At 44.5% G+C, this 19,725-nt stretch carries 17 protein-coding genes; 8 read left to right on the top strand and 9 right to left on the bottom strand.

The features are described from left to right. Window positions 1–122 precede the first annotated feature (122 nt). Together FAM09_RS00540 and rnhA are read left to right on the top strand one after the other, a co-directional pair. Window positions 123–1,751 (top strand): acyl-CoA carboxylase subunit beta, encoded by a 1,629-nt coding sequence (locus FAM09_RS00540; RefSeq protein WP_136575130.1) that lies wholly within the window; start codon window positions 123–125, stop codon window positions 1,749–1,751. A 36-nt stretch (window positions 1,752–1,787) separates the two neighbouring features. After that, window positions 1,788–2,267, top strand: a complete 480-nt coding sequence (gene rnhA / locus FAM09_RS00545) for a ribonuclease HI (RefSeq protein WP_136575131.1) — start codon at window positions 1,788–1,790, stop codon at window positions 2,265–2,267. Window positions 2,268–2,307: 40 nt separating this feature from the next. Here rnhA and manA read toward each other — a convergent pair whose 3' ends face one another. Further along, window positions 2,308–3,528, bottom strand: coding sequence for a mannose-6-phosphate isomerase, class I (gene manA, locus FAM09_RS00550; protein WP_136575132.1), 1,221 nt, complete (start codon window positions 3,526–3,528; stop codon window positions 2,308–2,310). Between the two features lie 35 nt (window positions 3,529–3,563). On the opposite strand from manA, the gene FAM09_RS00555 reads away from it, so the two are divergent. Next, on the top strand, window positions 3,564–3,923 hold the full coding sequence (locus tag FAM09_RS00555; protein ID WP_136575133.1) for a YraN family protein: 360 nt from the start codon (window positions 3,564–3,566) through the stop codon (window positions 3,921–3,923). Between the two features lie 79 nt (window positions 3,924–4,002). Here the strand turns inward: FAM09_RS00555 and FAM09_RS00560 are convergent, their stop codons facing one another. Further along, a complete protein-coding gene (locus FAM09_RS00560) occupies window positions 4,003–4,482 on the bottom strand; it encodes a YkgJ family cysteine cluster protein (RefSeq protein ID WP_166436984.1) in 480 nt (159 codons plus the stop codon). 19 nt (window positions 4,483–4,501) lie between these two features. Here FAM09_RS00560 and xerD point away from each other — a divergent pair, with 19 nt between their 5' ends. Next, window positions 4,502–5,485 (top strand): site-specific tyrosine recombinase XerD, encoded by a 984-nt coding sequence (xerD, locus tag FAM09_RS00565; RefSeq protein WP_317130669.1) that lies wholly within the window; start codon window positions 4,502–4,504, stop codon window positions 5,483–5,485. A gap of 104 nt (window positions 5,486–5,589) precedes the next feature. Here xerD and FAM09_RS00570 read toward each other — a convergent pair whose 3' ends face one another. Together FAM09_RS00570 and FAM09_RS00575 are read right to left on the bottom strand one after the other, a co-directional pair. Beyond that, on the bottom strand, window positions 5,590–6,630 hold the full coding sequence (locus FAM09_RS00570; protein WP_136575135.1) for a carboxypeptidase-like regulatory domain-containing protein: 1,041 nt from the start codon (window positions 6,628–6,630) through the stop codon (window positions 5,590–5,592). A gap of 63 nt (window positions 6,631–6,693) precedes the next feature. Next, a complete protein-coding gene (locus FAM09_RS00575) occupies window positions 6,694–7,749 on the bottom strand; it encodes a carboxypeptidase-like regulatory domain-containing protein (RefSeq protein ID WP_136575136.1) in 1,056 nt (351 codons plus the stop codon). 181 nt (window positions 7,750–7,930) lie between these two features. Between FAM09_RS00575 and FAM09_RS00580 the strand changes: the two genes are divergently transcribed. From FAM09_RS00580 to FAM09_RS00595, 4 genes are all read left to right on the top strand, one after another. Continuing rightward, window positions 7,931–8,527, top strand: coding sequence for an RNA polymerase sigma factor (locus FAM09_RS00580; protein ID WP_208025457.1), 597 nt, complete (start codon window positions 7,931–7,933; stop codon window positions 8,525–8,527). Window positions 8,528–8,566: 39 nt separating this feature from the next. Then, entirely contained in the window at window positions 8,567–10,006 is a 1,440-nt protein-coding gene (locus FAM09_RS00585; RefSeq protein ID WP_136575137.1) for a TonB family protein, read from the top strand. A 69-nt stretch (window positions 10,007–10,075) separates the two neighbouring features. After that, complete coding sequence (locus FAM09_RS00590; RefSeq protein ID WP_136575138.1) at window positions 10,076–10,915, top strand: DUF2911 domain-containing protein; 840 nt, start codon at window positions 10,076–10,078, stop codon at window positions 10,913–10,915. Window positions 10,916–11,156: 241 nt separating this feature from the next. Beyond that, window positions 11,157–12,107, top strand: coding sequence for a bifunctional helix-turn-helix transcriptional regulator/GNAT family N-acetyltransferase (locus tag FAM09_RS00595; protein ID WP_136575139.1), 951 nt, complete (start codon window positions 11,157–11,159; stop codon window positions 12,105–12,107). Between the two features lie 142 nt (window positions 12,108–12,249). Here FAM09_RS00595 and FAM09_RS00600 read toward each other — a convergent pair whose 3' ends face one another. The 5 genes from FAM09_RS00600 to FAM09_RS00610 all read right to left on the bottom strand — a co-directional run bounded on the left by FAM09_RS00600 (window position 12,250) and on the right by FAM09_RS00610 (window position 19,543). Next, window positions 12,250–13,995, bottom strand: a complete 1,746-nt coding sequence (locus FAM09_RS00600) for a sodium:solute symporter (RefSeq protein WP_136575140.1) — start codon at window positions 13,993–13,995, stop codon at window positions 12,250–12,252. After that, window positions 13,992–14,117: a hypothetical protein gene (locus tag FAM09_RS31350; RefSeq protein WP_262711623.1), complete on the bottom strand. Its 126-nt coding sequence runs from the start codon at window positions 14,115–14,117 to the stop codon at window positions 13,992–13,994. Before FAM09_RS31350 ends, FAM09_RS00600 begins: the two co-directional genes overlap by 4 nt. A 17-nt stretch (window positions 14,118–14,134) precedes the next feature. After that, window positions 14,135–14,290, bottom strand: coding sequence for a hypothetical protein (locus FAM09_RS30585; protein WP_153825433.1), 156 nt, complete (start codon window positions 14,288–14,290; stop codon window positions 14,135–14,137). After that, window positions 14,291–16,807 (bottom strand): PIG-L family deacetylase, encoded by a 2,517-nt coding sequence (locus tag FAM09_RS00605; protein ID WP_136575141.1) that lies wholly within the window; start codon window positions 16,805–16,807, stop codon window positions 14,291–14,293. Between the two features lie 204 nt (window positions 16,808–17,011). After that, entirely contained in the window at window positions 17,012–19,543 is a 2,532-nt protein-coding gene (locus FAM09_RS00610) for a M14 metallopeptidase family protein (RefSeq protein ID WP_136575142.1), read from the bottom strand. Between the last annotated feature and the right edge of the window lie 182 nt (window positions 19,544–19,725).

The following is a 19,725-nucleotide window of genomic DNA, read 5'->3' on the forward strand; positions in this document are numbered from 1 at the left end:
AACCTATAATAGGCATACGAAAACCTATAGTGAGTGCCGAATTTGAGCCGCCCCACTAGCCATTTTCCACTACCTACTGGCCTTTCACGATTCACGACATAAGCACATTAACAAACAACTACATGAATTTAGAGTTCAACCGCAACGAAGATGTTATAAAACGGGCCCTTAGCGAAATGCAACAACGTTTTGCACACGTAGCCCTTGGCGGTGGTAAAAAAGCGATTGCCAAACAGAAAGAAAAAAACAAATTAACGGCCCGCGAACGCATTAATTATTTGCTCGATCCCGATGCCCCGTTCGTTGAAATAGGCGCCTTTGCAGGATGGGACATGTATGAAGAACAAGGCGGTTGCCCGGCGGCAGGTACGGTGGCCGGTGTAGGGTATGTAAGCGGACGGCAATGTGTTATTCTGGCCAACGATCAAACCGTGAAGGCTGGCGCCTGGTTCCCCATTACCGGTAAAAAGAACCTGCGCCTGCAGGAGATTGCCATGGAAAACCACTTGCCGGTAATTTACCTCGTCGATAGCGCAGGAGTATTCTTACCCATGCAGGATGAGATCTTTCCCGATAAAGAACATTTTGGCCGCATATTTCGCAACAACGCGCGTATGAGCGCCATGGGCATTACGCAAATTGCAGCGGTGATGGGCGCCTGTGTGGCCGGCGGCGCATACCTGCCCATCATGAGCGATGAAACTTTGATGGTAGAAGGCAATGGCTCCATTTTCCTGGCCGGGCCTTACCTCGTAAAAGCAGCCATTGGTGAGAATACCGATACCGAAACCCTGGGCGGCGCAGCAACCCATAATGCTATCAGCGGTATTGCCGATTATAAATTCAAAACCGAACAGGAATGCCTCGACCAGGTAAAAAAGATCATGTCAAAACTCGGCCATACACCCAAAGCCGGCTTTGATCGCAGCACGCCCAAGGCGCCCAAAAAGAAGGCAAAAGATATCTATGGCCTTATTCCAGCCGATCCTACCCGTTCCTACGACATGCTGCAGTTGATTGAACACATTACCGACGACTCGGTATTTGAACAATTCAAACAGGATTATGGCAAAACCATTTTGTGCGGTTATGCCCGCATTGATGGTTGGGCAGTGGGCATTGTAGCCAATCAACGCACAATGGTAAAAAGCGCCAAAGGCGAAATGCAAATGGGCGGTGTCATTTATAACGACAGCGCCGATAAAGCAGCCCGCTTTATTATGAACTGCAACCAAAAGAAAATTCCCTTGCTGTTCTTACAGGATGTAACCGGCTTTATGGTAGGCTCGCGGAGTGAACATGCGGGCATTATAAAAGACGGTGCAAAAATGGTGAATGCCGTAGCCAATTCGGTAGTGCCCAAGATCACCGTCATTGTAGGCAATTCATACGGCGCCGGTAATTACGCTATGTGCGGAAAAGCATACGACCCGCGTTTTATTTATGCCTGGCCCAATGCCAGGATGGCTGTAATGGGCGGTGAACAAGCCGCCAAAACCCTGTTACAGATACAGGTAACCGCCATGAAAGCAAAAGGCAGCGAGGTATCGGCAGAAGAAGAACAAAAATTACTGAACGACATAAAAGGGCGGTACGACAAACAAACCACACCGTATTACGCCGCTGCCCGTTTATGGGTAGATGCCATTATTGATCCCGCGGAAACCCGGCAGATCATTTCAGAAAGTTTGGCCGCCGCTAATAACAATCCGGTTATTCCGCCTTTTAATACGGGTGTCATTCAGGTATAGTATCTTGCCGGCTCAAATCATTAATCTGTATTCAATTTGGCAACTTCTGCGAATAAAGAATTAGTTATTTATACCGATGGTTCATCCCGTGGAAACCCAGGTCCGGGCGGGTATGGCGCTATATTGCAATGGGGCAATAGCCGCAAAGAGTTATCGGCCGGTTACCGCCGCACCACCAATAACCGCATGGAATTGATGGCGGTGATCGCTGCGCTGGAAGCATTGAACCGCGAAGGATTAAAGATCACTATATACTCCGATAGCCAGTATGTTGTAAAAGCTGTAATGGAAGGCTGGCTGAAAAACTGGATCGCTACTGATTTCAGGGGTGGTAAAAAGAATAAAGACTTATGGACCCGCTTTTATAAGCTGATGCAAAAACACCAGCTCAAATTTGTGTGGGTGAAAGGTCATGCCGATAACCCATTCAATAATCGCTGCGATCAATTGGCCACCGCCGCCGCCGATGGCGGTAACCTCCTAATTGATTCTGGTTTTGAGAACGGGGACCTGTAAATCCCAAAATCCCGCAATCTCAAAATCCCGAAATCATACCTTACTGCGGGACCGTTGCCCTGAACACCACAGCATCATGCGATGGTTGCAATTCAAACGCGGCACCGGCGGTAGACAACAGGGCTTCTCCTTTGCGTAAGGAAATTTCACGCTGGCCATCTGTAGCTTTCACAGCGCCTTCATACACAAAGTAGATCTCGGCGGTAGCGGCTGTCAGCGAAACCGGGGAACCAGTTTTCAGCTCCAGCTTACGCAACTCAAAATCTGCAGCCGGCGTAGGAAATACCGTTTCAACAGCAACTGCCCCCGCCGTACCTTTTATAATATCAGGAATTACCGCTTCAAATTTCGTGTGGTGCATGAGCTCTGGCACATCGATATATTTATTCGTCAACCCGCCGCGCAATACGTTATCAGAATTGGCCATGATCTCCATGTTCTGTCCTTCGAGGTAAGCATGAGGAATGCCCGCATCCTGGAAGATGGCTTCGCCGGGTTGCAGTTTCACCAGGTTAAACAGGTAAATAGAAAAAATGCCGCGGTCAATTTTATTCGGCTCACAAAAGGTTTTCGCTGCCCTGGCTGCCCAGAAATCTTCCTGGCTTCTATTTAAAAAACCTTTTTCGTACAAGGGTACAATACGATCGAGTAAAGGTCGCAAATGTTCATCCACTTCAATCTGGTCCATAGTCATTACCATTTCATACAAAGCATGGTAATTTTTATTATTGAACACCGGTACTAAAAACTGCAGCTCGGGAGTTTGCATGAGGATGGATACCAATGCCTGAGGCGATTTAAACCCATGCAGCAGCCAGAAATTGCTCAGTGCCAGCATTAGTTCCGGCTTATGGTTATCGTCCTTATAATTGCGATTGGGCGCATTTAATGGTGTGCCTTTCATATTCTCTGCTGCAAAAGCCGACACCGCTGCCGCTTTGGTAGGATGCACCTGTATACTCAGCATGTCTTTTACATCCAGCACTTTCAGCAGGTACGGCAACCGGCCGAACCGCTGATGAACAGAATTTCCCAATAAGGCAACGGCATCCTGTTTTATAAAGGCATTCAACGGTTGCAGACTACCGTCAGGCAGCACAACTTCAGCGGGCACATTGTCATGAGCCCCCATCCAGTATTCGGCAAAAGGCTTCTTATCGGAATTGGAAAGGTGTAACAAGGCCGGAATAAAATCCATTCCGCCCCAGGTATAGTGTTGAACCTTACCCTGTAGTTTGAATATTTTAGTATTATTCGCCATAGAACTTCAGTAATTTGCAATGATACAAAAATGCAATGAGCTATCAGCATCATGATACAGGCAAAAAAGGAGAAGACATGGCTGTTGTTTATCTGCAGCAGCAAAACTTCACCATTTTACATCGCAACTGGCGACATGCGCGGTATGAAATTGATGTGATTGCATGTCGCGACAACGTGCTGCATATTATTGAAGTAAAGACCAGGTGCAACCTGTTGTTTGGCCATCCTGAGGAAAGTGTTTCAAAAAAGAAAATAAATCACCTGCTTCGCAGCGCAAGGGCTTTTATGTCTCAATACCCGCAATGGCGGGAAGTGCAGTTTAATATCTTATCGATTACAATGTTACCCAACCAGCCGGTAGAGTACTTTTTTATTGAGGACGTTTATTTGTAGTTCTGAGTTTTTAGTTTTTGATTTCATTTTTTATGAACCCAACTAAGAACTTCGAACCAAGAACTCAGAACTAAATAACTTACTTACTATTCGCATTCTCCATCATTCTCTCCACCAACCTGAAAGTAGCCGGACAATACTCAATGTTTTGTTTAAATACGTGCATGTAATCAATCATCTTACGGCGGGTATGGTGTGGAAAACCGGAACAATCTTTCGGCCGCACTTCATAAATGGAGCATTTATTATCCTTAAGGTTTAGGAATTGACATGGTTGACGGGTATTTACCCAATCGCCTGCCCGGTCTTTCTTCAGCCACTTCTTCTTAAAAGCCTCCTCCGTCATTTCAAGATGGGCAGAGATCCGCTTGATATCTGTATTGGTGAATGTGGGCGTCATGGTCTTGCAGCAATTGGCGCAGGCCAGGCAATCGGTTTCGGCCCATACTTCCTTATCAGCCTGTACTGCCATGTTATCGAGCCCGCGAGGCGGATTCTTCTCCAGTTTAGTCAAAAACCTTTTAAAAGCAGACCGGTTAAGGAGCATCTTTTTTTTCATTTTACCAAGACTAAGCAGCATGTCGACAGTTGATTTTAAAGTGGCCAATGATATGGAAACCTTATTTTTGAAGTACGAATATACAGCTTCAAACAACACTATGTGGGATCCGTATAAAAAAGGGTTTAAGGCATTCTTACAATTGGAAAAATCGCTTTCTGATAATTCGGTAGAAGCGTATCTGCGCGATATTGAAAAGCTCACCCAGTTCTTACAGGAGAAGAACAATGTGTTAAGTCCGGCCAATGTAACCCTGCCCGATCTGCAACAATTTATCCGCTGGGTAAGCGAGCTGGGCATGACGCCTACTTCACAAGCCCGCATTATATCAGGCATCCGCTCGTTTTATAAATATTGCCTTATTGAGAACATTGTTTCCAAAGACCCCACTACCCTGCTGGAAGCCCCCAAATTGAAACGCGCCTTACCCGATGTGCTCACCTTTGATGAAATAGAAAACATCATTGCACAAATTGACCTGAGTAAACCGGAAGGAGGTCGCAACAAGGCTATCCTGGAAACCATGTATAGTTGCGGATTGCGGGTAAGCGAGGTCGTGAACCTGAAGATATCCGCCCTTTATATGGATGTGGGCTTTATTCGTGTAACCGGTAAGGGCGATAAAGAAAGGCTGGTACCTATTGGCGATTCGGCCATTAAATATATTACGATATACAAAAGAGATATCCGCGTGCATGTACCGGTGAAAAAGGGCCATGAAGATATTTTGTTTTTAAATCGACGCGGCGCCAGGCTCACGCGGGTAATGATCTTTTTGCTGTTAAAAGACCTGGTAAAAAAAGCAGGCATTACGAAGAACATCTCACCACATACTTTTCGTCATTCCTTTGCCACGCATTTGGTTGAAGGAGGCGCCGATCTGCGAGCCGTACAGGAAATGCTGGGGCATGAAAGCATTACTACCACAGAGATATATACGCATTTAGATCGCGAGTTCTTACGCGACACTTTGCAACAATTTCATCCGGCGTTTAAAGGGTAAGCCACAAAAAAATACCGGCCTTGCGACCGGTATAGAACCATGAAATAGAAATAATCACTACCTCATTTAGAACTGAACGAACCCACATATAAGGGAAAGGGAAATTATTGTATGGCCACTTTTGCCTGGTAAATATTTCTGCCCGGCGTTGAAATGCGAATGCAATATATACCCGTGTTCCAGTCAGGCTGGGTGGGTATAGTGATCTTTTGCTCTTTTGAGGTCATCACTAACTTCTGTACAGCTACTACCCGCCCACCTATATCAAGCAATTCAAGATTATAAGTGCCGGATTTTTTTAATGATACATTGGCTTGTATCGCATTTCCCCGCGCCACCGGGTTGGGATAAATCCTTATGTCTTTCTTTGGCGTTGCAGGCACCCAATCGTTGACCCTCTTTGCAACATTTTCTTCCTCTGTAACTTTTTCCGCCTCTGTTAATTCTTCCTGATCCGGCACTTTTTCCGCCACTACGATCAGGCCCATGAACATTTCCTTTTCTGCCATCATCACTTTTATGTTCTGCCAGTTGGTCTTACTATCAACCACCAACGTTTTTGTTTCATAACCAATTACGCTGATCTCCAGTGTAACAGATTTTTTTGTTTCATCAATCAAGAGCATAAACTTACCAGTTGAATCGGTAATCACCCCTTTTGTAGTACCCTTTATCCAAACACTGGCGCCATCTATCGGCTGATTGGAATTACTATCCAAAACCAAACCATCGATTTGTTTTGGCGGTAAGGGATCGGGTACAACTACAGCTATAGCTCCCATTCTTGGTGAACAATCTGGCATCTGCACCACCGGCTTTTTTTTGATCACCGGCTTACCCTGTGCAAATGAATCGGTGAAAAGGAAAGTGGCCAGTAACAGGTTCCAGATATAAGCCCATGAAAAACGCCGTTTGTTTTCTGTAACTGTTATATCCGTATTCAACTGGTCATTCGAAAAACGGCCACATACATGTTGCCCCGCAGCTTTGGAAATATGATCCAGCATTTCTTTATCGCTCATTATACTAAAATCAATTACTGTTTTCTGACATGACCCACAAAAGCGGCCCTGTTCCTTAGGCGTCATGTTCTGCCAGTTCTCATGACAGGGGGAAGGGATCTGTATTTGTACGGCTTTAGACATAAACACTATTTTTATTAGGATGCAGATGCGTGAAAAATTCCATAACAAGCATTGCCCTCATTGTTAATGCAACAAAAATTTTTCCTGGAAAACATTTTTTGTATTAGGCGCAGAGATGCGTATCCAGTAAATACCGGCGCTCCAGTTTGCGGCAGTATGCAAATCAAGCAACTGTTCTTTTGTTTGCATTAATAAAGGCTGCACCAGCATTACCTGCCCCGCCGCATTCAAAACTTCCAACTTATAACTACCGGGTTGTTTCAAGGCAAGACTCACATTAATACTATTACCATGCATAACGGGGTTGGGAGATATTTTAACATTTTTCTTAAAGGCAGCAGGTAGCCAATCATTAATAAAGTTTTTTATGGTATCTACCTTTACTGTTTTAACCTGCCTAACACCGCCCATTATTACTCTACCCTTGGTAATGCTACTGGTAATGTACACATCCTTTAATACGACAGCGGCGGGTTGCAGGTATACCTGTATATCCTGCCAGTTGGTAAGATCATCTACTACCCGGGTTTGTGTTTCGTAGCCAATGGCACTGAATTCAAGCACAATGGAATCTTTCTGCTGAACTTTCAAAATAAACTTACCCGAGGTATCTGCCATGACGCCGCCTGTTGTTCCTGCTACACTGATACTGGCCCCAATAATCGGTTGGTTATTTGATTCATCAACCACCTTGCCTTTCATTATTATTGGTATCGCACTGTTAATTGCAGGTCTTCCGGGCACATAGGCAACTTTACCCATTTTGCGATCCTGAGGTATATTTTCTGTTACCGGCTTTTTGGGTTTAGGTTTTACCTGCGCATTGGTTTCGGTAATGAGTAAAGTGGCCAATATTACATTCCAGGCATAAGCCCAGGAAAAGCGTTTCTTCTTTCCAGTTACTACCAATTCCTTGTTCAACTGGTCGTTTGCAAACCTGCCGCAAACGTTATGGTCTGCTTTTAAAAAATAATTCATCACCTCCTGGTCGGTCATCAGGCTAAAATCCACAACCGTCTTCTGACAGGCTCCGCAAAAACGCCCTTGTTCCTGCGGGGTCATATTTTGCCAGTTTTCATGACAGGGTTCGGGTATTTGAAGTTGTATAGATTTCGGCATACAGATCGTATTTGCTATACTGGATGTAGCTACCGGAAAAATTACATACGCCCGAATTAAAAAATATTTTAACTCTCCTCCAACGCCGCCTTTTCAACCACCTGGCCATTGCAACCTATACACCGGTTATTCGTCTTATTATTAATTACATACGCCGGTTTTTTGTTAATTTTAACCGCCAGTGGCATTTTTAAAGAACATACCAACCAATGAGTTGCCCGATAAGGAATTGGTCAACCTGTTTCGCACATCCGGGAATATGGATGTGTTGGCTGTTCTTTTTCAACGTTATATGGACCTTTTATACGGGGTTTGCCTGAAATACCTGAAACAACCCGAAACGGCCAAAGACGCAGTGATGCAGATTTTTGAGGAATTAGTGGCCAAACTGCCTAAGCATGAGGTAGATAACTTCAAAAGCTGGCTGTATACCCTGGCTAAAAACTACTGCCTGATGCAGTTGCGAACGCCTAAAAACCTCAAAACAACAGAATTTAAGCCGGAGAGTATGCAATTGGAAGAAGAAGTGCATCTGAATGGCATACAGTTGAAGGAAGAAAACCTGCAAAAGCTGGAGCGTTGTTTGCAAACCTTATCATTAGAGCAGAAGAACGCCGTGGAACTGTTCTATCTGCAAAATAAATGCTATAAAGAAATTTCGGAAGCTACCGGTATTGAGTGGAATAAAGTACGCAGCTTTATCCAGAACGGCAGGCGCAATTTAAAAATATGTATGGAGAAGGGACAGGAAACAGAGGAATTGGAAATGAGAAAATAAAAAAGGGAAAGAAGAATAAAATGATCAGGCATTAGCATCATGAACGATCATAAGGAACATATTAGTCATTATTCAACGGCAGATATTCAGCGATATGTGCAGGGAAAATTATCTGCCCGGGAAATGCACGCAATGGAAAAAGCGGCGCTGGATGACCCGTTCCTGGCTGATGCCATTGAAGGAATGCAACAGGCTTTAACAGATCACCCTGAAAGTCTTGTAACCGGTCAATTTCAGCAGTTACAGCAACAATTTCAAACCCGTACAGCAGCCACCGGAAAAGTAGTATCGTTTAAGCCATTCCGGTATTGGCAGGCCGCCGCTGCTGCTTCAGTGGTGATCATAACCGGCGTTTGGATCTATACGCTTGTTACCAGGCCGAATGAAAGCAGTATGAGCCCGGTAGTGGCAAAAACGGAAGAACAAAAGCAAGCGCCCGCACCAGTGTCTACGTTACCAGATAGCGAAAAAAACATCAATTCAACACCTGCACAAGAAGTTACCGCTAATGCAACAACCGGTAAAACCAATACATTCCAGGAAAATAAAAAAGAAGTAGCGGCGGCAACCATTCCTGCTGCGGCCCCACCTGCTGAGCAAGCGCCTGCATTGGCACGCCAACAATTTGATTCATCCAAGGCAGGGGCGGAAGAGTTAAAGTTAACTGACCAACTCGCTGATAGAGCTAACGGTGTAGCTATTACAAAGCAGGAAACTGCCGAAAAACAGAAAGCTGCTGTAACGCCGGCCGCTGTTCCTGAAACATTGAGGTCCCGGAAAGAATCGGACACAAAAGCGTTCGATAAAGACCGGGAAACAGAACTGATCACAATTGCAAAAAGCGATAGCCATTATAACAAATATAAAAAATCGACAACCGTTAATAAAGAATTGTCGGGTGTTATTAAAGGCCAGGTGACTGATCTCAATAACAACCCGGTTGCCAATGCGTATATACAGATAACTAAAAACAACAATAATATTATTACGGATAAATCAGGATTTTTTAAAATACCCGTAACGGATTCCGTAGTAGATGTGGCAGTAAATGTTACCGGTTATGGTACGCAAAACTTCACACTACAAAATAATTTGGCCATGAACCAGTTGCAATTGCAACCTGCCAATGTGACCTTGAATAAGCCTGCTGCACCTGATGTAAAAGGGAAAAAAGCAGCGGCGGCTCTTAATACTTATCCCAATACCATGATATATGAGGCAGAACCGGTATTTGGGTGGGTAGCCTTCGATCAATATCTTGAAAAAAATAAAAAAATACCGGCTGGAAGTACAGGCACCACCGGTAATGTAGTAGTATCCTTCCAGGTCAATAAAAAGGGAACGCTTTCTGATTTCAAAATACAGCAATCACTGTCAAAAGCATACGATGAAGAAGCCATCCGGCTTATTTCGCAAGGCCCTTCATGGAAAGTGCTCAATGGACGCAAAGCCCGCGTAACTGTCATGGTACGTTTTTAATGATCCGTTCATCCCAACTTCCCATTGTACATACCTTTAATGTCTTACTTTCGCAAAAATTTGTTCGTCATGAGAAAGACATTACTGATAGGATGCTTGCTGGCATTTGCTTTTACCACTGAAGCGCAATTAAAAACACCTGCGCCTTCCAGTACACAAACCATTAAACAGGATTTTGGGCTGGGTTCAATTGAATTGTCATATTCCCGTCCAAATATAAAAGGCCGTAAAATATACGGCGACCTCGTGCCTTTCGGCAAAGTATGGCGTACCGGCGCCAACGCGGCCACCACCCTTACATTTGCTGATGAAGTAATTATCGGCGGTCAAAAAATTCCCGCCGGTAAATACGGTTTGTTGACCATTCCCGACAAAGGTTCCTGGACCATCATTATTTCCAAACAAACGGATGTAACCTCACCCGCTGCCTACAAACAGGAAAGTGATGTGGTGCGTGTACAGGCAAAACCTGAAAGCATTAAAAACAAGATTGAAACCTTTACCATGCAATTCGCCAATGTAAAACCAACCAGCATTGAGTTGCATATTTTGTGGGACAAAACCGATGTTATTCTGCCCATCACTGCCGATGTAGAGACCAAAGTAATGGCCAAGATCGATGAACTGATGAAACTGGAAGATAAAAAGAGCCATCCTTATTTCGGCGCTGCCATGTATTATATGGATAATGGCAAAGACCTGAACCAGGCGCTGGAATGGTTCAATAAAGCATCAGAACAAAATCCTAAAGCCTTCTGGGTGCTTCACCAAAAAGCCAATTGCCTGGCCAAACTGGGTAAAAAACAGGAAGCGGTTGAATCAGCTAACAAATCGATCGAGCTGGCCAAAGAAGCTAAAAACGATGATTATGTAGCCCTGAACCAAAAACTGTTGGCTACTTTGAAGTAGTTTAAGAAAATATTTTAAACAAAAAAGGTGTATCCGCCAGTTGGCGGATGCACCTTTTTTGTTTCCGGTTACCCCTGGGAGCCGGTTACCAGCTCCGGCGGCCAATGTCTTTGTTCTTCCCGGAAACAGGAACCGGGAACAGAAGCAATTCACCGTTGACCATGCAACCTTCCCGAATTTTAATATGCAAGTCCCAAATAAAGTCGTAAATTACGTAATCAATTACATAATTGCTTAAATAATGGACTTCTATAATAATATCGGCAAAATGGCCCTGGGGAGCAGACTGCGTCGTTTAAGTGAGCAAATAACTGAAGACGCCAGCCAGGTTTATAAGATGTACAATGTATCGTTGCAACCAAAATGGTTCCCGGTTTTTCATGCCTTATCACAGGGCCAGGATAAAACAATTACTGCTATAGCAGAGGAAATTGGCCACTCCCACCCTTCGGTAAGCACCATCATCAGGGAAATGGTTAAGCAAGGCATTGTAGTGGAGAAAAAAGATAAGCTCGATGGCCGAAAGAATGTGATTGGTCTTTCAAAAAAAGGCAAAGAAGTGGTGACCAACATGGCGCCGCAATACCTGGATGTGACCAATGCCATTGAAGAGGCCTTATCGCAAACCCGGTATGACCTGTGGAAGGCGATTGAAGAATGGGAGTTCTTATTAAAACAGAAATCTTTATTGCGCAGGGTGCAGGAGCAAAAAAAACTGCGCGAAAGCCGCGATGTACAGATCGTTGATTACAAACCGGCTTACCAGGAAGCGTTTAAGAAATTGAATGAAGAATGGATCTCAAAATATTTCAAGATGGAAGCGGCAGACCATAAGGCGCTGGACCAGCCGCAAAAAAACATTATCGCCAAAGGAGGACATATTCTGGTGGCCTTGTACAACAATGAACCAGTAGGCGTTTGTGCGCTGATGAAGATGGATGATCCGGTGTATGAATACGAATTGGCGAAGATGGCGGTATCCCCTGCCGTACAGGGTAAAAGCATCGGCTGGCTATTGGGAAAAGCTGCTATTGATAAGGCCAGGTCGCTGGGCGTTAAAAAACTCTATCTCGAAAGCAATACCATATTGCAACCGGCCATTAACCTGTATCACAAATTAGGATTTAAAAAAGTGATCGGGCATGCTACTCCGTATGAGCGGTGCAATATTCAAATGGAGCTGGTTCTTTAGTTAGTAAGTTTGCCGCGAGGTCTCAGAGGTTAATAGTTGTTGAGTTATTTGTTACCGGGTTCAGGGTTTATTTTTCATAATCCATAATTATAATTTACCTTCTCTTCCCGGGAACTGGAAACCGGTAACTGGTAGCTGGTCTTTATTTCTCAATGGCAGGTTGTTGTTTAACAGAGTTGTTTTTTCCCACAAACGCAACCTGAATAATCCCCGCGAACAACACAACGCCAACAGCGCCAATTACGTTCAACCATAAAAAAGAGATCAGATCGAGCGAGTATATGCTGATTACAATTGCTTCCGCAATAAGCGCGGCAATGAAAACCGCATGTCCGCCTACCCATTTCATATAAAAGGCAACGAGGAATATGCCCAATATGGTTCCATAGAACCAGGAGCCCAGGATATTCACGGCTTCTATTAAACTATTACCGAGGTTATAACCAAACTGAGCTACTACAATACAAAACACCCCCCAAACCAATGTATACGCTTGCGACCAGCGATATTCCTGCAATGGTGTAGCGGTAGATTTCGATAACCGTTTATGAAAATCTACCATAGTACAGGAAGCCAACGCGTGTAATGCCGCGGCAATACTGCTCCAGGAGGCCAGAAAAATAATGGCGATTATCAACCCCACTAATCCATTGGGTAAAAAATCACCAACAAAGCGGAGGAAAACATAATTGGTATCATTGCCATCACTGCCAGGAATTGTTTTTTTAACGATGTTCTTGATAGAATCGCGCACCAGCCCGGCCTGTTGCTGTTGCTGTTGCAATTGAGCGCGTAACCGGTTGATGTTGTTATGATCATGCTGTTGCAATGCCTGACCTAACGCTGCCACCGTTTTTCTTTTTTCGTCCTGTACCTTTTGATATTGTTGAGAAACAGCGGCATATTCACCGGCATTGCTACTCTGTTGTAATGTTCTTTCCTGTGCCAGGTTAAAATAAGCCGGCGCTTTATTGAATTGATAGAATGCAAAAAGAAAAATGCCTATAAGCAGGATGCTAAATTGCAAAGGAACCTTTACGAGTCCGTTCATCAATAAACCGATCCTGCTTTCCTTTTCGGTACGGGCAGTGAGGTAACGGCCAACCTGGCTTTGATCGGTGCCAAAATAACTCAACGCTAAAAAGAAACCGCCGATCACACCACTCCAGATATTGTACCGGTCTTTCCAGTCGAACCCCTTTTCTGTGAAGCCAGATGTAATTACATTCAGCTTGCCCGACTTGCCGCCAATGTGCAGCGCTTCTGTAAAACTTATTCCCTGCGGCAGCATTTTAATGGCCCACCAGGCCGCAATAAACATAGCCGCATAAATAATAATGAACTGTAATTGTTGGGTATAGGCTACCGCTTTAGCGCCACCGCTCACAGTGTAAATGATCAACAAACCACCCATAAACAAATTGGTGAAGATAATATCCCAACCCAGCATACTATGCAGTACAATGGAAGGTGCGAGAATGCTTATACCGGTGGATATGCCGCGCGACAATAAGAACAGGGATGAAGTGAGTAACCGGGTCTTTACATCGAACCGTTGCTCCAGGTATTCGTAAGCAGTGAAAACCTTTAACCGGTGAAAGATGGGCACAAACGTGATACATATCACGACCATGGCTATGGGCAATCCAAAATAGTATTGAACAAACCGCATCCCATCGCTATACGCCTGACCCGGCGCCGTTAAAAAAGTGATGGCGCTGGCTTGCGTACCCATGATGCTTAACAACACCAGCCACCAGGGCATTTGCCGGTCACTTAATAAATACCCTTCCAGGTTTTTAGACGTGCGGCTGCGATACACCCCATACACAATAATGAGTAATAGGGTGAACACCAATACTGTCCAGTCTAACCGGGAAAAGTTCATGCGAAGTATTTAGTGAAGAGATAAAATAGCACCACCAGCAACAACAAAAAACCGATCACCAGCCAGTACCAATACCGCCACTTTTTAAATACAGGTATTTGTTCGTTTTCTACCGGTGACATGCAACGTATTTAATGTATTATTTCTTTTTATTCGAAACGATCATGATCGCCATAATCGTCAGTAATAATCCCAATGCCAGTCCTAAGGTTACTTTTTTTAACAGCTTACCCAGTATAAGTCCAACACCAATAGCAATAATGAAGAACCATTCACGCTTTGTTAAAGGGCCCATCTAAAATCCTTTCTTTTTATTTAATGCAATAATATTTGCCAGCAACCGGTATGCACCGGGTACGCCGGCAGGTAACTCACGAAAGAACACCAGACCGGTATATACAAATTTTCCTTTGCCATAATTAGCAATGATCAGGCTGCCTTTCTGTTCTTTTTCATTCGGATCGGCCATTGCCAACGGTGTTTCATAAGCGGCGTCTAACTGGTCGGCAAAATAAATACCACGCTCCTGTACCCAGTTATTAAAATCTTTGGCGGTGATCTTGTTAGGATAGTTTAATACGGGATGACCGGGCAACAGGAAGTTAACGGTAGCCGTTTCATCCGTAACACGATTGCGTGAAATAGCAAATGGGTAAGGTCCTATTTTGGAAGTTACAGAACTGATAAAATTGCTGGTGTTGTATTGAACGATGAGGTTGCCGCCGTTCTTTACATAATCCATCAACACCTCGTGTTTTCCTTCCAGGTAATCATGCACGTTGTATGCCCGCACACCGGTGATCACTGCATCAAACTGCTTTAACATAAAGGGGTTGAGGTCCTTTTCTTTCAAAATGGTTACTTCGTACCCCATTTGCTGCAAGGCAATGGTCACTTTATCGCCAGCACCTTCAATATAACCGATCTTTTTGCCAACAGTCTTTATGTCTATATTCAACACTTTGATGGCATCCTGGTAAAAATAATGGATATGTGGAATATGATCGTACCGGATGTTGGTCAAATTTAAATAAGCAGGTTGTTCTTCCGTGCCATTCTTCAGTTCAACAAAGGCCTGCACAAAATCCTGCTCCTTTTCTTTTAACATGCCATTATCTATAGCAAATATGTATTGCCGTTGCATGCCCGGTTGCACCGTGAAGTTGCTATCGGTCTTTATGCTGTTATCATATGTAAGCCGCTTCGATACTTTTGCTTTATAACCGGTAAATCGTTTATTGGCGGTTACGGTAACAGCTACTTCAGCGCTTTGCTTTTCATTTTTGCGGAAGATGATGACGCTTGGTTCGGTAGTAACTATAGAAGAAGGCACTACTACCAATGGCTGGTACAATTCGCCTTTCACCGGATCGGTATGTTTGTACTGGACCGGTTTAAAAAAGGTGAACGGTTGCCCGGCGATAACCAGGTCGAAACGCGCCTGGTAAGCAGGATCGTTTTGTGGCATTCCTATCAACAACTGGTTATTAACGGTAAAGGACCCATCGTTCATCTTATGCTCCAGCCAGTAAGGTTGTGAAATGGGTTTGTTGGTAAAAACATAAAATGTTCGCTGCAGGCTTACATTCCGGTTCTTTTCCAGGTTCATAGCCATCGTTGTGTCCAGCACATCGAGGTTGATCTTGCTTAATTGAATGGGGGCGCCTAACCGGTTATTGATGGTGATATTAATTTTTATAGAGTCGCCTTCAACAGCCTGTTCATTACCGGTAGTGGCTTCCATAAATAATCCGCTGCATTGTTCAATCAGGCGTTGCACTTCTTCCATTTTCTGTTTCTTCCAATAATCATCTTTTAACGCCTGTAATGATTTATACAAATTCACCAGTGCAGGAATAGTGTTCTCAGGGTTCAACAGGGAATAGTTCTTTAGTATTTCATCTATCATTGCATCTATCGCACTCCCGCCTTCTATTTTTGCCCAACTGGTGTTTACGCCATCCATCAGGTCGCTTTGCGGCGCGTCGCCTTCCGTCAATGAAAAATATTCCAGTTGGCTGCCCCTGCTGGCCGGCACGCCAAATCCCTGGCTTTTATGCTGGCTACGGCTTTCAGCGGCTATTTCTCCATAACTTTTTCCTACTAAAGCATTGTATCCGCCTACATCAATTTTCAATTGATCGTTGCTGGTCGTATTGGTACTGCCGAAGTTATAGGTGTTCCAGAATATGCGCTTTGCTTTCCAGGGTTGTACGCCCTGTTTTAATTGTTCGGGAAAGCGGTTGGGATCGGCAGCCGCGCGAAATGCTTCATGAGCAACCACGGCTGATGCGGAGTGATGTCCATGACCGGCCCGGCTGTCTTCAGGGAACCGGGTAATAATTATATCGGGTTGAAATTTGCGAATGATCCAGACCGCGTCACTAAGCACTTTTTCTTTGCCCCACTTTTCCATGGCTTCATCGGTGCTTTTGCTGAACCCAAAATCATAAGCGCGACTGAAAAACTGTTCGGCGCCATCTGTACGGCGGGCAGCCAGTAGTTCCTGGGTGCGAATTAAACCCAGGTCAATACCCTGTTCGTCGCCAATGAGGTTTTGGCCACCGTCGCCCCGGGTCAATGATAAATAACCGGTGCGGTATAATCGTTCGCGGGCAAGCCATGCCAGTAAACGGGTATTTTCGTCATCAGGATGTGCGGCTATATATAATACCGATCCTAATACTTTAAGTTTTTTTAATTGCAGGAAGATATCGGCCGAGGTAGATGCAGCGGGCGACTGTCCTGATACAGGCAGTACATACAGCAAAGCAAGCAATATCAGTAATCGCCCGGGGTATAATTCATTCATTCGTTTAGTTTTGAGCTGAAACCGGGGACAAAATAACACAATGCGGAGGAGTGTGCCAATCCGCTGGTAAATTTTAACACCTTACGCAATATTGAATATCGAATTTTTAATTTCGAATAACGAAGTTCGGCCCTTTTCAGCAGGCTGACCTTTGTTAAGTTTTCCTTCAACATTCGAAGTTCATTATTCAATATTCGACATTCTCTACTGCCCTACCATAAATACCGCATTGCTAAACAGCAACCTCCCATTCTCCCAAAAGCTTCTGAACAGGGGATTGTCGGCCAAATAAATAACGTTACCCCTTCCCATGTCCTGAACGCCAAATAACAACCCATCTTTCAGCTTATCCTTCAATTTGGAGCCAACAAAGCCCGCCACCTGGTTGTCTTTTTTGATCACGCCTACGTTCCAGCCCATATCTTTAAAAAATTCGTAAATGGTATTGTCCTGCTTCAGGGTATAATAGGCATCATCATAACCGAACGCCAACGGGTGCGAATTATCCAATTCTACTTTATAAATAGAACCGGGATTGAAGCCGGGAATAAAATCCCGCTCACGGTTCTCATACCGGCGCAACAGACTGTAATCTTCTTTCTTCTCCTCTTTATCGCTTTTGTCATCATCGCTTTTCTTGATCTTGATCCCCCAGTCGGCCGCCGACAATTGCGCTACCCCACTTTCAAGGGCAATCAACCGGCCCCCGCTGCTCACCCAGTCTTTCAGAGCATCATTCATTGTGCGGTCTGCTAAAAAGCGGTAATTGCCATCGGGCATGATCAGTACATCCAGTTCGCGCAGGGTATTTTTAGTAAGGTCGTTCGACCAGATGATATTGATGGGATAACCGATCTGCACATCAAAAAAGTGCCAAACTTCGCCCATTCCTAATGAAGAAACGCCATCGCCTGCGAGCAAACCTATTTTGGGCGCCTGCATGCTGTGTACTTTTTCCGAACCGAAATCAAATCCTTTATCAACAAAAGAGGAAGTAACTTCAGTATACCCTATGTCTGCCTTGTCTGCAGCCTTACTGATAATATCCGCCAGTGAAGCGCCGATCGACTGGTTACTGGTACGGGTAATGATGAGGGTACCTTTATCAAAATCTTCATTGCCGATATTGAATGGTTGCTCTGCATACCGCACTTTTACTTTCTGTTGCAGAATGGAACTCAGGAATTGCACACTGTTCAATCCATTCCAACGTACAAGCCAGGCTACTGGTGACTCCTTAACCTGAGATTTTTTGGTAGTCGTGCTGGCTTCACGTTTTGTCAACCCTGTTACATAGGTATTCAGGCCGTAAGTAGTAAGGCCATATACAAAAGGCACCGACCAGGCGGTGATATCATAAGTCACAGAGTCGCTGAGGCGGGAATTCCTTTCAAAAAGCACTTTCACCAGGTTGGCATTGGGTTGATTGGCATTGATCACAACATCATTGCTATCTGTTTTAACCGTTGCCATTTTTCCGGTGAAATAATTAATGCCCGTATAATTGGCATTGCCGGCATCAGACCATTTAATGTTATTCCGGTCGAGCAATTGCTTCAGCCGGACAATCTTTTTGCCTTCATCTGCTTTTATAACATACGCTTTAAATTCGCCGGGAGGTGCAGTTCGTGCTTTGTCGTAATACTTTTTAAATTCCTGCACCACTTTATTTGAATGCTGCGCAGTAGCTTCAATGGTGCTCATACCAGTGGTGAAATGATGGTACAGCCGGTCCCACAAGGTAAGAGTATCGCCATCGTGGTTAATGACTGCCGCGCCACCACGACTATGGCCGCCTTGCTCATAGGTCATACCAATGGCGCCTTTATATAATGGATAGGTATCGCCATAACTGGGGTAGAAAAGATCGAATCGCTCTTTGGTGAAGAACAACCAGCCGTGCTGATCGAAATATTTTGCATTGTTTTTACCAATGATGGTTTGAAATTCGCGTTGCCAGCCGGTGATCACTTCATGATACGGCTCTGCAGCCGGCGCAAAGTAATAGGGACTATTATACGATTGTTCATGATAATCGACATGAACCTGCGGCAACCATTGGTTATATTTTACTATGCGTTGTTGCGTTTCAACCTGTGTTTGCCAGGCCCAGTCGCGGTTCAGGTCAAAATAATAATGATTGGGCCTGCCACCCGGCCAGGGTTCTGAATGCTCCCGCGTATAGGGTTGTGGATTGGGCTGTATGCCTACCACCGAATTGAACCAGTTTACATATCGATCGCGGCCATCAGGGTTTATACAAGGGTCGATTATAATAACTGTATGCTGCAACCATTCTTTTGCTTTTGTATTGGCAGGGTTTACCAGTTCATACAGCGTAAGCATAGCTGCTTCAGAAGAAGAGGTTTCATTACCATGCACATTATAACTCAGCCAAACGATGGCCGGCGCTTTTTCATCGGGCGCCATTTTATCTGATGTCATTCCCGCCAGCCGCAGGTTATTTTGCCTGACGGCCTCCAGGCGTTCCATGTTCCCGGGCGATGTTACATACAACAATAACAAAGGGCGGCCTTCATTGGTAGTCCCGTACTGCTCCAGCTTTACCATATTGGGTGCCGCCTCCGCTACCTGTTTACAATAGTTAACGATATTATAATGGGGTGTATACCGGGTACCCAATTTATAACCCAGAAATTGATCGGGCGATTTTACCTGCGACAATGCCAGACTCGTGATAAGCAATAATGCCAGAACTACCGGAACTTTCTTCATAATAAACAAAATGTACTGTGAAAGTAATTAAATCGCTGAAAATGAAAAAAGCACCTCACAAATGGAGATGCTTTTTATTTTCTCATGTGACCACTAAGAGTTTATAATAAACGCAAAGTAACTTTGCGCAAGTGATCGTTTTTAACCCCGCAGGGGTCACTACCTGCAAGGAATACTACTTA

The organism is Niastella caeni, assembly GCF_004834005.1.
In the GTDB taxonomy this organism is placed as follows: domain Bacteria; phylum Bacteroidota; class Bacteroidia; order Chitinophagales; family Chitinophagaceae; genus Niastella; species Niastella caeni.

What these genes read in the sequence shown, in the direction of transcription:
- FAM09_RS00540 (WP_136575130.1), top strand. Translation starts at nt 123, where the DNA reads ATGAATTTAGAGTTCAACCGCAACGAAGATGTTATAAAACGGGCCCTT.
- manA (WP_136575132.1), bottom strand. Translation starts at nt 3,528, where the DNA reads ATGGCGAATAATACTAAAATATTCAAACTACAGGGTAAGGTTCAACAC.
- FAM09_RS00555 (WP_136575133.1), top strand. Translation starts at nt 3,564, where the DNA reads ATGAGCTATCAGCATCATGATACAGGCAAAAAAGGAGAAGACATGGCT.
- FAM09_RS00560 (WP_166436984.1), bottom strand. Translation starts at nt 4,482, where the DNA reads ATGAAAAAAAAGATGCTCCTTAACCGGTCTGCTTTTAAAAGGTTTTTG.
- xerD (WP_317130669.1), top strand. Translation starts at nt 4,502, where the DNA reads ATGTCGACAGTTGATTTTAAAGTGGCCAATGATATGGAAACCTTATTT.
- FAM09_RS00570 (WP_136575135.1), bottom strand. Translation starts at nt 6,630, where the DNA reads ATGTCTAAAGCCGTACAAATACAGATCCCTTCCCCCTGTCATGAGAAC.
- FAM09_RS00575 (WP_136575136.1), bottom strand. Translation starts at nt 7,749, where the DNA reads ATGCCGAAATCTATACAACTTCAAATACCCGAACCCTGTCATGAAAAC.
- FAM09_RS00585 (WP_136575137.1), top strand. Translation starts at nt 8,567, where the DNA reads ATGAACGATCATAAGGAACATATTAGTCATTATTCAACGGCAGATATT.
- FAM09_RS00590 (WP_136575138.1), top strand. Translation starts at nt 10,076, where the DNA reads ATGAGAAAGACATTACTGATAGGATGCTTGCTGGCATTTGCTTTTACC.
- FAM09_RS00595 (WP_136575139.1), top strand. Translation starts at nt 11,157, where the DNA reads ATGGACTTCTATAATAATATCGGCAAAATGGCCCTGGGGAGCAGACTG.
- FAM09_RS00600 (WP_136575140.1), bottom strand. Translation starts at nt 13,995, where the DNA reads ATGAACTTTTCCCGGTTAGACTGGACAGTATTGGTGTTCACCCTATTA.
- FAM09_RS31350 (WP_262711623.1), bottom strand. Translation starts at nt 14,117, where the DNA reads ATGTCACCGGTAGAAAACGAACAAATACCTGTATTTAAAAAGTGGCGG.
- FAM09_RS30585 (WP_153825433.1), bottom strand. Translation starts at nt 14,290, where the DNA reads ATGGGCCCTTTAACAAAGCGTGAATGGTTCTTCATTATTGCTATTGGT.
- FAM09_RS00605 (WP_136575141.1), bottom strand. Translation starts at nt 16,807, where the DNA reads ATGAATGAATTATACCCCGGGCGATTACTGATATTGCTTGCTTTGCTG.
- FAM09_RS00610 (WP_136575142.1), bottom strand. Translation starts at nt 19,543, where the DNA reads ATGAAGAAAGTTCCGGTAGTTCTGGCATTATTGCTTATCACGAGTCTG.